Genomic DNA, 13,968 nt, shown 5'->3' on the forward strand with positions numbered 1-13,968 from the left:
CTGTACTTTCTCGTTGTTGTCGTTTAAACTTTGCGCGATATATATAGGCTACTGCTTATGTTGACTTGTTTATTAGGACACAAAATGAATAGCGCTCGGTTAGTTGTTATAGCTTGCATGTTAATGCTGGTGGGTTGCGGTACGGTTCAAGATTACCGTAAATCGCAAATGTTTAGCACGTTTGAAGATTTCAGACCCGGACCTGAAGGGGGTAGCGACTTAGTGTGGGCGCAACCTAATATCAGCAGTGTGGCCGATCTCAATCAGATTTTAAACCGTTATGACAATGTCATCGTCGATCAGGCTTGGCTGCTGCTTGATGATAAAGATCGTTATGATGGGCTAGATGATGAAGATATCGTTGCAGTGTCTAAATACCTTATCGATAAGATTAAAGAGAAAGCCAGTAAGCGCTTTACCTTGGTCGACAAGGCAACCGATAAGACCCTTAGAGTGAGTGTCGCGCTAACCAATATTGAAACTCCTAACCCCATTTTAGCTGTTACTAGCAGTATTATGCCTATCGGACTTGGCATTTCGAGTATTTCTAAAATCGTGACCGGCGAACATACCAATGTTGGTAGTGCCACGATTGAACTAATGATTAGCGACGCTCAGACTGGGAAGCCAATCGTTGCGGTAATTGATCGCAGAGGGGGAAATAAAGACTTCAGCACCATGATTGACTCCACCGACGATGCCAAAGATGCGGTGGATTGGTGGATTGAGCGCTTGAGTAGAACTTTACGTGGTGAAACGCTGTAAGCGTTAAACGCTAGCCGCCATTTAAGCCATCTTTGCCAACGCCTTAAAGACGTTGGCTTTGTATAAACTGCTCAATTCTTGCTAGTCTATCTTGCCCCCATACGTTCAGTTGTTGCTTACTACTTTGATAGCTAAAACTCGGCACTCCCCAAAGGCCGAGTTGCATCATCTCATCAAGATTCAGTTGCGCCCAATTGCGCCAACTTGATTGCTTAAGTAAGCTTTTCGCATGTAGCCAATCTAAGCCAGTGCGTTCGACAATTATTTTCAGCCCTTTATCGGTATCGCTATGCAGCCCTTGGCTATTTACTGCTCTCGAGTAATTTAATAGATACTCGGTTCCCCTACCTTGCTCTTCGGCATATTTAAATAGTGCGTAACACCGTTCAACCCCTTGCCCTAACGGATCGGCGACTTTGCCGTAATCGATATTTAAGCGGCGTGCTTCACGCCTAGTATCATGGAATATATACATCTTCTTTGCGTTTGGCACCGCTAAACCGCGCATGACCATAGGTAGGATGGGCTTTATGGTAAGAGGAATTTGGTATTTTTTTGCGAGTAATATCGCTTGCTCTAAACCTATGTGAGAGTACGGACTGCGTATAGAAAAATACAGAGTGAGTTGTTGATTGGTGTGGCATTTAATTTGAGTCTTAGTGTGTTTTAAACTGGATATAGCGTTGAGATTCAATCTGGTTTTGGTAAATATGGGTTGCAAAGGCAGTTTGTGCAACGCGATCAAACGTTGCTCTAAATAAGCTAGTCTGTCGACTCCCCAGTACCATTCACCAGCATAATTGATAGTGGCTGTTTGATAATGTCCAAGCTTTTGTAGTAAGTCGCTATGCCTGTTTAAGCTTGCATCTTCTTGAGCGTTGAAAGCCGCCGTTGTTTTATTTTGACTATCAACATCAGCTTGCCAATATTCATCAAATATTGCTATCAGTCTAGCAATACTTTTTGTATCTGAGCCGCAAGTAAGTAGCTTTTTTGTCGCTGCAACTTTATCCGATTGATTATGTTCTATCCCAGCGGTTGGTGAATGAAAACAATACAGCTTTGCTAAATACTGGCTATCGGAGATGGCATTCTTTTGCCACAGCACGGGTTCCGGAAACGCATTCTCTTCCACTATTAGCACTGGGTGGAAAGTGATATTTAGCGGCATTAATGATGCGTAACGCGATATAAACTGCGCCAGAGCCTGCAGCAGTATAAAGCTGTATGGGTCATCTATTTTGATAAACACTTTTAGGCAGTGGGATTGCCGTCTAAGCTGACGATTAGACTCAAACAGGTAGCGTTTACTATTAAGTAACTCATCACTGGATAAGCACTGCGCAAGGTAAGGCATAAGAGATGTTTTAACAGACATGATCGTTAGTTAAGCCGAGAAAGTGAGTTTTAACATAAGCGCCAAAGCCTTAAAGGTAAAGCCTAGGGTTTAATCTGCTGCTAGGCACAGTATTTGTTGCGGCAAAAGCATGGGAATGCTGCATCTACTGTAATAACTGCTACAATAGCGCGCTATAATAGTTAGCAATTATCATCGACAACTTCAGCCCGGTACTTTTAAGGCTCTTGTCACTATATTTTATTGCTGTTGAGAATCGGCCAAAGCGCCGACAGTATTGAACTGGTTAGATGTTATCTGCCAGCAATGAGCTTCATTCTCGCGGTAAATACTTAGGAAAGAAACTTTGACTCAATCAGTCCTCGACACCGATGGCCAAGTGCCGTTTTCAACCCTAAAGCTTAAAACTGAGCTACTCGACAACTTAACCACTATGGGTTTTGAGTCGATGACACCGATCCAAGCTCAGAGCTTACCTGCAATCCTTAATGGGGAAGATGTCATTGGTCAAGCCAAAACCGGTTCGGGTAAAACTGCCGCATTCGGTTTGGGTCTGTTGCATAAATTGGATGTTAAACGATTTCGTATTCAGTGTTTGGTGATGTGCCCAACTCGAGAATTGGCTGACCAAGTGGCCAAAGAGATCCGTACGTTAGCCCGCGGTATCCATAATATTAAGGTGTTAACCCTATGCGGTGGTGTGCCTATGGGGCCACAAATTGGTTCGCTGGAACACGGTGCGCACATTATTGTTGGTACACCAGGACGTATTATTGATCACTTAGATCGTGGCCGTTTAGATTTAGATAATGTACACACCTTAGTGTTAGATGAAGCTGACCGTATGCTAGACATGGGCTTCCAAGTTGAACTTGAAGCTATTATTGAGCAGATGCCTGTTGAGCGTCAGACCCTACTTTTCAGCGCGACATTCCCTGAGCAGATAAAGTCTATTGCCGAGACAATTATGTTCAAGCCTGTAATGGTTAAAGTCGCTTCGACACATGAAACAAGTACTATTGAGCAGCACTTCTATGAAGTGGGCAATAATAATGACCGCATGCGTGCACTGAAGTTACTGTTATTGCAACACCGTCCAGATAGTGCAGTGGTCTTTTGCAATACTAAGCGTGAAACTAAAGATGTTGCTGCGCAGCTGAAAAATGATGGTTTTAGCGTCGTCGCACTGCATGGCGATCTTGAGCAACGAGATAGAGATCAAACTCTACTACAGTTTGCCAATAAGAGTGTGTCGGTGATGGTGGCAACGGACGTTGCAGCGCGCGGACTCGACATTGACGCGCTTGATGCTGTGATTAACTATCATGTTGCTTTCGATACTGAAGTGCATATTCATCGTATTGGCCGTACAGGACGTGCGGGCAGTAAGGGCGCGGCATACACGTTTTATAACGATGAAGATGGCTATAAAATTGCGCTGCTTGAAGACTATCTAGAGCGTGACATTGTCAATGAAGCATTGCCTCTCGAGAACTTGCTCGATACTTTCCCTACTCAGCCAAGCATGATCACCTTGCAAATAGATGGCGGGAAAAAGCAGAAGTTACGTCCAGGCGATATCCTTGGCGCACTGACGGGTGAAGAGGGTATTGATGGCAGTGAAGTGGGTAAAATCAAAATCACTGACTATCGTGCTTATGTGGCGGTTAATCGCAGAGTGGCCAAGCGTGCGTTGCACAAAATTGTGAATGGTAAATTGAAAGGGCGCACATATCGCGCTTGGGAAATGCGTTAACTCTGAGTTACTCAGACTCATCCGAGTTGAGATTAAACGTTAAATGCATTAGCCGTTGAGCCGATAAGAATCCAGAGAGATCTGGATTTTTGTCTATATGGGTATATGTGGACATGGCTAATGGACGATGAGGTTCCAGGCAGACTCATCGTCGTTTGCACAATCGATATTTTGGTATAGGTAAATCAGTGGCAATTTCGGTAGCGGGTGGGGTTAAGCCCGGTAAAATTATAGAGATAGAGCATAGGCTGCAAGCGCAACTCATTGTCGGCAAGGGCAAGCCTGTCTCTATACCTGATGAAATCTACTCAAACCTTGAAGATGATGCTAATAAACTCGAAATCGAAAGAGAAGCTATTCGAGCCCGCTTAGAAAAGCAGCATAAAGCCCAAGCGCTGTACAAGGCTGTTTCGACTCAACTTATTAGCAGTGTTAATCGCGCTATAGAGCATCAACTGTCGTCGGTAGAGCTGGTGCTTGAGCATTCAAAGCTTGATGAAAAGCAAGTCCTGTTGCTTGAGCTATTGTATTCAAAGCGGGTCGATCTTGCGCGTATACGTCCGTTAGTCATCGATTTACCTTGGCTACAGCGTGACTTAATCAATATGATCAACAGTCCGACATTTCGGCATCGTCGCCCGAAAACGTCAGGCATTCAAGTGACTGATATCAAATTGGTGCTCAACTATATTGGTATTGAAAACCTGCAAGCGTTAATCCCCTACTTTTGCCTGCGTCATCTAATGCCCAGTGGCCAGCCGCAACTTTTGTGGGTGACGCGCAAGCTATGGCGTTACAGCGTCATAAGTGCGATTGCGGCTCAGGCATTAGTTGAGTTACACAATAAAGACCGCGCGTTTGCCTACAGTTGCAGCTTGATGAGCCAACTTGGCACCACTTGCGTTATCAGCAATTGCGCTAAGATGTTTGATACTACGTGGGGCACATGGCTGCGAGAAGCCAGCGCCAGCCGTGATAAAGAACTTTATGATGCTGTGATGGCAACGGAGTTTCCGGCAATGGATGTTTATCAACAAGCGTTAACGCACAGCCGTCCGCTCAATTGGCAGTTACTTAACTCGCTTAATTTTGAACAGAGTCGTCTAACCAAAACGTTTAAGGCGATTGACGAGAGCCTTAAATATGCCGATCTTGATGAAGATTCGGCACTTATCGAAAGAGCTAACTGTTTTGCTAGAGTTTACCTGTTAAAGGAAGCTGGCAATATCACCTCTGCAGAATGTCGTTTAATGTACGATTACTATGAAATTTCAGAGCAAGAGCTGCTTCGTTTGAGTGCAAAGAACTATCGTAAATTAGAACTTCTATAAACCAACCATCACTGAATTTGTACATGGCATCATCGAATACTCATCCCCTCTGTTAACCAATATGATTTAATGTCAGATAGCCATCTAAACATCCGCTACTTTTTGTTACCAAATGGTATACAATTACTTATCATTTAGGCGGTTTTGGTTAGTTAATCAAACAGCGGTTAAAAAACTATCGAATTTACGCTAACTCAGCCCATACACGCCATTTTTGCTAGTTACTTATGCAATAAGTTTGAATAATTAGTAATTAAGGGCGCAAGATAACTTTTTTATGACTAAATATGCTTAAACCCCCGCTATATACGCTTTGATAATTCTAAATCTCAACTCTTTATGCACTATAGGGCTCAATAGATCCCATGAAGGTTGTGAAAAACTGGTATTTTGATCACGTTTTAGCTAATAATGTCCTCCTAGCAATACAAACAACCGCGATGTCACCTACAAAAACTAAAGGCATCAAGCGGAATACGACGGCTTTTATAGTGGTCGCAAATTAGAAAGGATAAGAAGAAATGAGCGTTAACACGAATCTTACACGTGCCCAATTTGACGAAGTTATGGTGCCTAACTATGCGCCTTCAGCAGTTATCCCTGTTCGCGGCGAAGGTAGCCGAATTTGGGATCAAGAAGGTAAAGAGTTTATCGACTTTGCTGGTGGTATTGCGGTTAACTGTTTAGGTCATTGTCATCCAGCTTTGGTTGGTGCGTTAAAAGAGCAAGGCGAGAAGCTTTGGCATCTATCTAACGTTATGACTAACGAACCCGCTCTTGAGCTTGCCACTAAGCTTGTTGAAGCCACTTTTGCTGAGCGCGTTTATTTTGCTAACTCTGGCGCTGAAGCCAATGAAGCAGCACTTAAGTTGGTTCGTCGTTATGCGATGAATAAGTTCGGTGCAGAAAAAGATCAAATCATTGCATTTGATAAAGCATTCCATGGTCGTACTTTCTTTACGGTTAGCGTTGGTGGTCAAGCTGCTTACTCTGACGGTTTTGGTCCAAAGCCACAGAGCATCACTCATGTTCCATTCAACGATATTGCGGCACTAGAAGCGGTATTTACTGATAAAACCTGTGCAGTAATGATGGAGCCACTTCAAGGTGAGGGCGGCATTATCGATGCAGACCCTGAGTTCCTAACCGCCGTTCGCGCACTTTGTGATAAGCACAATGCACTGCTGATATTTGATGAAGTACAAACAGGTGTTGGTCGTCTAGGTGAGCTATATGCTTATATGCGTGGCGATGTGGTACCAGATATTCTTACCACCGCCAAAGCATTGGGTGGCGGCTTCCCTATCGCAGCAATGCTAACAACCAAAGAGATTGCTGAGCACCTTAAGATTGGTACTCACGGCTCTACTTACGGCGGCAACCCACTTGCTTGTGCTATTGGTAACGCGGTACTTGATGTGGTTAATACGCCAGAAGTATTGGACGGCGTTAAAAAGCGTGAGCAACTGTTCCGTGACGGCCTTGCCAAGATCAATGACAAGTATGACGTTTTCTCTGAAGTACGTGGCCAAGGTTTGTTGATTGGTGCCGTGGTAAATGAAAAGTATCAAGGACGCGCTAAAGAGTTCTTAGTCGCTGGGATCCAAGAAGGTGTTATGAGCTTAATTGCTGGCGCAAATGTTGTGCGTTTCACACCGTCACTGGTGATCCCAGAAGCTGACATCGCGGAAGGCCTAGCGCGTTTCGAACGAGCCGTCGCTAAAGTAGTCGCAGCCTAAATTGGCAAACGAAGGGCTAGGTCACCCTAGCGCTTCTTTTTTGTCTTTAGGATACTTGAAAGCTGCAACGTCGACACAGTCTGTTAAGGCATTGTCGGCTGGATAGCTGCAAGTGATAGTGAGGAGACTCCTAGATGTTAATAATACGCCCAATTCGATCCACTGATTTCGACGCGCTATACCAAATAGCCGAAGAGTCAGGGCATGGATTTACATCTTTACCGGTAAACGAAGATCTTCTTAGACGCAAAATTGCGCGGGTTGAAGCTTCGTTTGAAAAACAAGTCGATAAGCCTTTTGATGAAGGCTATTTAATGGTGCTTGAAGACACAGAAACTGGCGAAGTCGTCGGTACCTGTGGCATTGAAGCGGCTGTAGGTATGGAAGATGCGTTCTACCATTACCGTCTTGGTACCGAGGTTTACCACTCTGAGCAGATTGATGTGCGTAACGAAGTCGAGACATTAACCCTGTGTCATGACTATACCGGCGCTGCAGAGCTGTGCACCTTGTTCTTGCGCGGAAGTTACCGTAAGAATAATAACGGTCGCATGCTATCTCGAAGCCGTTTCCTGTTTTTAGCACAACATGCCGCCCGTTTTGGCGAAACTGTGATCGCTGAAATGCGTGGCGAGAGCGACGAAGAGGGCAATTCGCCTTTTTATGGTTGGTTGCAAAAGCACTTTTTGGGTATCGATTTTATCGAAGCCGATTACTTATCTGGCCTCGGGCAGAAAGCATTCATGGCAGAGATGATGCCGAAAAATGCAGTGTATGTGTGTTTATTGCCAGAAGAGGCGCAAAAGGTGATTGGTGAAGTACATACCAGTACTCGACCAGCGCTTAATTTGTTGCAGGCTGAAGGCTTCAGATGCCGTGGTTATGTGGATATTTTTGATGGTGGACCCACCGTTGAATGTAACTTGCATGACATTCGCTCTGTACGCGAAAGCCGTCTGTTAACGGTGACTATTGGCGATACCCCCGCAGATGCAGCAAGCTATATCGTTGCAAATACCCAACTGACAAATTACCGCGCTACAGCCGTAGACTTGGCTGTAGCAGAAGACAATGACAACGTGATCTTAGATGCTGAAACTGCTGCTGGCCTTATGGTCGCAGAAGGTGAGCAGATCCGTGTATTGGCAATGTAGGAAAAGAATATGACACAATTTATTGAAGGTAAGTGGACAGCAGGTTTAGGTCACGAGGTGACATCAATTAACCCAGCTAACCAAGAAGTTATCTGGAATAGCAAAACGGCGACTCCCGAGCAAGTTAACATTGCCGTCGAGGCTGCGCGTAATGCACAGTTTGATTGGTTTATGCTGGGCTTTGAAGCGCGTTTAGCGATTGTTGAAGCCTACCGTGATCAGCTAGAAGCTAATAAAGCTGAAATGGCTGAAGTGATTGCTCAAGAAACTGGTAAGCCACAGTGGGAAACCGCAACTGAAGCGGGCGCCATGATTGGTAAAATCGGCTTATCTGTTGCCGCTTTTAATAAGCGTACTGGTACATCAGAAAGCGAAATTCCGGCTGGTCGTGCGGTATTGCGTCACAAGCCACATGGCGTGGTTGCAGTATTTGGTCCTTACAACTTCCCAGGCCACTTGCCTAATGGCCATATCGTACCAGCGCTTTTAGCGGGTAATACGGTAGTATTTAAGCCATCTGAATTGACCCCAAAAGTGGCTGAGCTAATGCTTCAGCTATGGGAAAAAGCGGGTCTACCTGCTGGGGTGATCAACCTTGTACAAGGTGAAGTCGAAACGGGTAAGGCGCTTGCGGCTCATCCGCAAATCGACGGTTTGTTCTTTACGGGTAGTTCACGCACCGGTCATATTCTGCATCAACAGTATGCCGGTGACCCAGGTAAAATCTTAGCACTTGAAATGGGTGGTAATAATCCACTGATTATTAAGGATGTTAAAGATACTAAAGCTGCAGTACATGACATTATTCAATCTGCTTATATCTCATCAGGTCAGCGTTGCACTTGTGCTCGTCGTCTATACGTTGAGAAAGGGGCGCAAGGTGATGCACTGCTTGAACAACTTGCAGCCGCCGTTAAAAAGATCCAAGTGGGGGCGTGGAATGCACAGCCGCAACCGTTTATGGGTTCGATGATCTCAGATACTGCCGCAAAAGGCATGGTTGAAGCGCAGCGCAACTTAGTCAACTTGGGCGCAACGCCATTAGTCGAACTTACTCACTTAGAAGTGGGTACCGGTCTTGTGTCACCCGGTCTGATTGAAGTGAGTGATGTGATTGAACTGCCTGATGAAGAGTACTTCGGTCCGCTACTACAAGTGATCCGTTACAGCGACTTTGATCAAGCGATCAAACTGGCTAACGCTACTCGCTACGGCTTGTCTGCAGGCATACTTGCGGATAACCGTGAAGATTATGATTACTTCTTAGCGCGTATTCGTGCTGGTATTGTTAACTGGAATAAGCAGATCACAGGCGCGTCAGGTGCTGCACCATTTGGTGGTGTTGGCGCATCGGGTAACCACAGAGCTAGCGCATTTTATGCTGCTGATTATTGTGCCTACCCAGTGGCTTCCGTTGAAGCTGATGTGGTGAGTTTACCGGCGAAATTGAGCCCCGGTTTGAGCATTTAGTTTTAGCTTTAACATCAAAGGGAAGCGCTTCGGGGCGCTTCCCTTTTGTCTATATCAAAGACCTCTTTGAATCTGTAAGCCGTCTTTGAGCAAGTGTCAATAGCATTTGATACGACGCAAACCTAGCAAGTACTAGCGGCTCTTATCTACCAACCGAGATGGGGCCGCTAAATCCCTCAAATGTGTACAGCCGCGTGATATAAAAAACAGTAAGCACGCTGGCGTAAAGGAGTTGACGATGCACACTAATGTAAACGCGTTATTTGACGCACTTTGGCAAGACTATATCGAGATGACACCCTCAGCCGCTAAAGTTCATCAGTTACTGTCTCAGGGCGAGAAGATCATCAATGATCATATTGCACTGCGAACGTTTAATATCAGCAAGGTTAATCTTGATGTACTCGCTGCACATTTTGAATCGATTGGTTATGTTGCTTGTGGTGACTATAAGTTTGCAGCTAAAAAGCTTAACGCTAAGCATTTTGAACATCCAGATAGCACTCAGCCAAAGGTGTTTATCTCGGAGCTGTTGGTAGAAGAGTTTAGTGATGAGCTGCAAACGACCCTTAAAGGTTTAATTGAGCAGGTCGAACAAACAGCAATGACCGCCGATAACTTTCTCTATTCTGGCCGTCACTGGGCGCTAGACTCTAAGACTTATGAGTCGCTATTAGCTGAAAGTGAGTATGCTGCTTGGGTTGCTGCATTTGGTTACCGAGCGAATCACTTTACGGTTTCAATTAATCATTTACCAAACTTTGATAGCATTGTTGCCGTAAATGACGCGTTAAAAGCCGCTGGTTTTGTGCTTAATGCTGCTGGTGGTGAAGTTAAAGGCAGCGCCGAAGTGTTGCTTGAGCAATCGTCAACTATGGCAGATAAGCTGCAAGTTAGCTTCTCAGACGCTATGGTTGAGATCCCTAGCTGCTTTTATGAGTTTGCCATACGTTATCCCAAATCTGATGGTGAGCTTTATACCGGCTTTGTGGCTGCGTCTGCGGATAAGATTTTTGAAAGTACCAATGTTAACTAGTTCTGCTGATTAAATCGTAATCTAAGCAGCAAGATAAGTCTTTTGCAGTAGACATAAAAAAGCCGGAGTGACTCCGGCTTTTTTATGTCTGGTGTTTATGGCTGATAAGGCCACTGCTATTAATCAGAAAAGTTGAGCGTTACCTTCAGGCCGGGCAAAGATTGGCTATGTTCAAATTGCAGGGCAATCTTATATTGCTCGGCAATGTCTTTGACAATGGATAGCCCGAGCCCATGGCCCATGGTCGCTTCATCTAAGCGTTTGCCTCGATAAGTTAACAGCGCTAACTCTTCTGTTTTCACGCCTGGACCATCATCTTCAATACTAACTATCAATTGTTGATTGTGATTACTGATACACACTCTAATTTCAGTGTCAGCCCATTTAAACGCATTGTCTAACAAATTACCCAGCAGCTCCATGCCATCTTCGCGATGCATAGGCAGTCTGCTGACCTCTGCTGCAATATCTAAGCGGCAGTTGATGGTCTTAGTACGATGCACTTTTTTCAGCGTCTGAGTTAGGTCTTCAATATCTTTGGGTAACTGCATTTGTGCAGCTGGTAGCATCTCACCTGTTATGCGCGCTGCTGCGAGCTTTCTCTCAATCATCTTATGCACTAGGTTAAGTTGCTTTTGCAATGCATCTGCGGTAACAGGATCTTTTAACCCTAATGCTTCAACCTGCTGCTGCATGACAGCGAGCGGCGTTTTAAGGCCGTGGCTTAAGTTGCCCAAATTATTGCGACTACGCTCAATCTGCTTACTCGAATATTGTAGGAGTTCATTGTAATTGGAGGCCAATGGTTGCAGCTCTAAAGGGATGGTGTCGAGGTCGAAAGAAGATATTTCGCCTTCACGTAACCGAGCCAAAGTATCTTTCATTTGGTTAACGGGTTTAAAGGATTGGCGCAGGACTAAAAAAATACCCATTATCATCGCTATCAACATCACCAAATTGACGACTAGCTTAGTGCCATAAATTTCTGAAAATATTTTACGGCCAATGCTTAAATCTTGTGCCACGGTGAGTGTGGCGTTGAGTCCTGAAGAGTCGGATTTAAGCCCTATCGATAACAGCTGAATGTCGTGATTCTGCGGCCCCTTAGTTTGCCATGCTCGCGTTTCACCTTTGTTTAAGTCGACAACTTCCAAGCGTTGATCCCAAAGTGAGCGCGATCTTAGCTCCTGCTCAGGTAGATCGAGCTGGTAATAGCGGCCTGAATAGACGGGTTTATAGAAGTTTGACAGCTGGGTTTGGTCGATGCTGAAGGTGTTGTCGTCGATATGAGTGGCGAGTAATACTTGTTGAAGATCTTCTTGCAGCCTTGCAATAATCGAGTCATGAAAAGCTTGACGCAGCATTGACTCAAAAAAGATAAGCGCCACAATTGTGGCGATAACCACTAAGCCTGTTAACCACAGGCTTAGCTTACTGCGGATGGATATCATGGTGTGATGCCGTGAAAAATATACCCTTGGCCGCGACGTGTTTCGATAGCCGTTTTACCCAACTTCTTACGTAGATGGGTGACATAAACTTCAACAACATTGCTCTCTTTCTCATCGTCAAATTGATATAACTTATCGGTGAGTTGAGCCTTTGAAAGTAGCTTTTTAGGCGACATGATGAATATCTTTAACAGCCTAAACTCCATAGCGGTTAGCTCAAAGGTATTTTCTCCAATCGTAACAGATTGCTGTCCTTCGTCTAAAACAACACCAGCGTAAGTTAGCTGTTTATTGGGGGAGTTTGCTTTACCGTACGCACGTTGGATCAGCGCTTGAATTCTGACAAGCAGTTCTTGAGTGTGAAACGGTTTGCCTAAGTAATCATCGGCACCTGAGTTAAAGCCTTCGACTTTCTCATGCCATTGGCTACGAGCTGTTAGCATGATCACGGGCGTATGTATGCCTTGTTCGCGCCAACGCTCGAGTAATTCAAGGCCATTACCATCGGGTAAGCCGATATCAAGAATGACGCAATCATAGTTGGTTTCTTTCATCAGATAATCAGCTTCGCTAATCTTGTCTGTCGCATCGGTGACATAGCCTGCTTGCTTAAGCTGTTTTAGAAGTTCTTCAACAAGTAGGGTGTTATCTTCAACAAGGAGTAATTTCATAAAATATGCTCTCAATCATGCCTGCAGAGTAAATAGCGCTTAGGCTTCGACAGGTAATGTTAACTCAAAAATAATGTTTACAGTGTAAAACGATGTGATTTATAAGCAAATATTACAGTATTTCTGTAATACAGCTACTGGGCATTTTGGTTGGATTAGCAAGTTGTCCGTTACCTGCATTTAGGGTTAGCTCCACAATCTGCTCACCTAAGGGGCGAATCTGTACTACGTAAAGCCATTTTTCATCGAGTTGGTAAAGGTGAGCGTCGATAAGCTTGCCGTGGCATATAGCTTGGATGCTTGCAAGTGTAACGTCCAATGACAATATTTGGCCACTTTTGACCAGCTGTTGGACCTGATTGTGCTGCACTTCTACTTTTTGATTGGCAAATACCAATGTAGGAAGTTTTAGTAAGCAAAGCAAAATGCTTAAATACATGGCAACTTTCAAGCAGTACTCCTAAAAAAAATGGCCTGAGATAAATCTCAGACCACTTTATAGAAGCTATATTAAACCGAGCTTAATACTGTATTAGCGCGTACCGTATACGACGATAGTCTTGCCGTGAGCTTGTATAAGGCTTTGTTCTTCTAACATTTTCAAGATTCGACCAACGGTCTCACGAGAACAACCAACAATCTGGCCAATCTCTTGACGAGTGATCTTAATCTGCATGCCGTCAGGGTGCGTCATCGCATCTGGTTGCTTAGCAAGATGAAGCAATGTCTGCGCGATTCTGCCAGCAACGTCTAAGAAGGCTAAGTCGCCCACTTTTTGACTTGTGCTGTGCAGGCGGTAAGCCATTTGCGAAGAAAGCTTCATCAGAATTTCAGGGTTAACCTGAATGAGCTGCTTAAATTTCTTATATGAAATTTCAGCGATCTCACAAGCTTGCTTAGCACGAACCCAAGCTGTACGTTCAGCTTGTTCTTCGAACAAACCTAATTCACCGATAAAGTCGCCCTGATTAAGGTAAGTAAGAATCATCTCTTTACCTTCTTCGTCTTTAATCAAGACGGCTACAGAGCCTTTAACGATATAATAAAGCGTATCTGATTCTTCACCAGCGTGGATCAAAGTGCTTTTGGCTGGATACTTATGAATGTGACAGTGTGATAAAAACCACTCCAAAGTAGGATCTGGTTTTGGCTTTCCAATCAGAGCCATGCCTATGTTCCTCGACTGATTTACGTTAAGAGTAAGAGTATGCTAATTAAGCATCTTACGTCAATTAAGC

Annotated in this window: 12 protein-coding genes; 7 read left to right on the top strand and 5 right to left on the bottom strand. The window is 44.5% G+C overall.

The genetic code is table 11. The features are described from left to right. Positions 1 to 84 precede the first annotated feature (84 nt). Positions 85 to 765: a DUF3313 domain-containing protein gene (locus L2755_RS17455; RefSeq protein WP_248981957.1), complete on the top strand. Its 681-nt coding sequence runs from the start codon at positions 85 to 87 to the stop codon at positions 763 to 765. 43 nt (positions 766 to 808) lie between these two features. On the opposite strand, the gene L2755_RS17460 is transcribed toward L2755_RS17455, so the two are convergent. Further along, positions 809 to 2,143, bottom strand: a complete 1,335-nt coding sequence (locus L2755_RS17460; RefSeq protein ID WP_248981958.1) for a DsbA family protein — start codon at positions 2,141 to 2,143, stop codon at positions 809 to 811. Between the two features lie 358 nt (positions 2,144 to 2,501). Here L2755_RS17460 and dbpA point away from each other — a divergent pair, with 358 nt between their 5' ends. The 6 genes from dbpA to L2755_RS17490 all read left to right on the top strand — a co-directional run bounded on the left by dbpA (position 2,502) and on the right by L2755_RS17490 (position 10,608). Then, positions 2,502 to 3,878, top strand: a complete 1,377-nt coding sequence (gene dbpA, locus L2755_RS17465) for an ATP-dependent RNA helicase DbpA (protein WP_248981988.1) — start codon at positions 2,502 to 2,504, stop codon at positions 3,876 to 3,878. A gap of 188 nt (positions 3,879 to 4,066) precedes the next feature. Then, entirely contained in the window at positions 4,067 to 5,209 is a 1,143-nt protein-coding gene (locus L2755_RS17470) for an HDOD domain-containing protein (protein ID WP_248981959.1), read from the top strand. A 521-nt stretch (positions 5,210 to 5,730) separates the two neighbouring features. After that, on the top strand, positions 5,731 to 6,948 hold the full coding sequence (locus tag L2755_RS17475; RefSeq protein WP_248981960.1) for an aspartate aminotransferase family protein: 1,218 nt from the start codon (positions 5,731 to 5,733) through the stop codon (positions 6,946 to 6,948). 134 nt (positions 6,949 to 7,082) lie between these two features. Next, positions 7,083 to 8,102 (top strand): arginine N-succinyltransferase, encoded by a 1,020-nt coding sequence (gene astA, locus L2755_RS17480; protein WP_248981961.1) that lies wholly within the window; start codon positions 7,083 to 7,085, stop codon positions 8,100 to 8,102. Between the two features lie 9 nt (positions 8,103 to 8,111). Further along, a complete protein-coding gene (astD, locus tag L2755_RS17485; RefSeq protein ID WP_248981962.1) occupies positions 8,112 to 9,572 on the top strand; it encodes a succinylglutamate-semialdehyde dehydrogenase in 1,461 nt (486 codons plus the stop codon). Positions 9,573 to 9,810: 238 nt separating this feature from the next. Continuing rightward, the gene (locus tag L2755_RS17490; RefSeq protein ID WP_248981963.1) at positions 9,811 to 10,608 is read left to right on the top strand and encodes a DUF1338 domain-containing protein; all 798 of its coding nucleotides are present in this window, start codon (positions 9,811 to 9,813) and stop codon (positions 10,606 to 10,608) included. A 119-nt stretch (positions 10,609 to 10,727) separates the two neighbouring features. On the opposite strand, the gene L2755_RS17495 is transcribed toward L2755_RS17490, so the two are convergent. The 4 genes from L2755_RS17495 to crp form a co-directional block, all read right to left on the bottom strand. Continuing rightward, positions 10,728 to 12,059 carry an ATP-binding protein gene (locus L2755_RS17495; RefSeq protein WP_248981964.1) on the bottom strand — a complete coding sequence of 444 codons (1,332 nt, stop codon included), beginning with the start codon at positions 12,057 to 12,059 and terminating at the stop codon, positions 10,728 to 10,730. Further along, complete coding sequence (locus tag L2755_RS17500; protein ID WP_248981965.1) at positions 12,056 to 12,730, bottom strand: response regulator transcription factor; 675 nt, start codon at positions 12,728 to 12,730, stop codon at positions 12,056 to 12,058. The genes L2755_RS17495 and L2755_RS17500 overlap by 4 nt, the downstream gene beginning before the upstream one ends. A gap of 112 nt (positions 12,731 to 12,842) precedes the next feature. Beyond that, entirely contained in the window at positions 12,843 to 13,181 is a 339-nt protein-coding gene (locus tag L2755_RS17505; RefSeq protein ID WP_248981966.1) for a PepSY domain-containing protein, read from the bottom strand. 81 nt (positions 13,182 to 13,262) lie between these two features. Continuing rightward, positions 13,263 to 13,898 carry a cAMP-activated global transcriptional regulator CRP gene (gene crp / locus L2755_RS17510; protein WP_248981967.1) on the bottom strand — a complete coding sequence of 212 codons (636 nt, stop codon included), beginning with the start codon at positions 13,896 to 13,898 and terminating at the stop codon, positions 13,263 to 13,265. Between the last annotated feature and the right edge of the window lie 70 nt (positions 13,899 to 13,968).

It is taken from the genome of Shewanella abyssi, assembly GCF_023284025.1.
Lineage (GTDB): Bacteria > Pseudomonadota > Gammaproteobacteria > Enterobacterales > Shewanellaceae > Shewanella > Shewanella abyssi.

Coding starts and splice junctions, on each gene's coding strand:
- L2755_RS17475 (WP_248981960.1), top strand. CDS start 5,731: ATGAGCGTTAACACGAATCTTACACGTGCCCAATTTGACGAAGTTATG.
- L2755_RS17490 (WP_248981963.1), top strand. CDS start 9,811: ATGCACACTAATGTAAACGCGTTATTTGACGCACTTTGGCAAGACTAT.
- astA (WP_248981961.1), top strand. CDS start 7,083: ATGTTAATAATACGCCCAATTCGATCCACTGATTTCGACGCGCTATAC.
- L2755_RS17500 (WP_248981965.1), bottom strand. CDS start 12,730: ATGAAATTACTCCTTGTTGAAGATAACACCCTACTTGTTGAAGAACTT.
- astD (WP_248981962.1), top strand. CDS start 8,112: ATGACACAATTTATTGAAGGTAAGTGGACAGCAGGTTTAGGTCACGAG.
- crp (WP_248981967.1), bottom strand. CDS start 13,898: ATGGCTCTGATTGGAAAGCCAAAACCAGATCCTACTTTGGAGTGGTTT.
- L2755_RS17460 (WP_248981958.1), bottom strand. CDS start 2,143: ATGTCTGTTAAAACATCTCTTATGCCTTACCTTGCGCAGTGCTTATCC.
- L2755_RS17455 (WP_248981957.1), top strand. CDS start 85: ATGAATAGCGCTCGGTTAGTTGTTATAGCTTGCATGTTAATGCTGGTG.
- L2755_RS17495 (WP_248981964.1), bottom strand. CDS start 12,059: ATGATATCCATCCGCAGTAAGCTAAGCCTGTGGTTAACAGGCTTAGTG.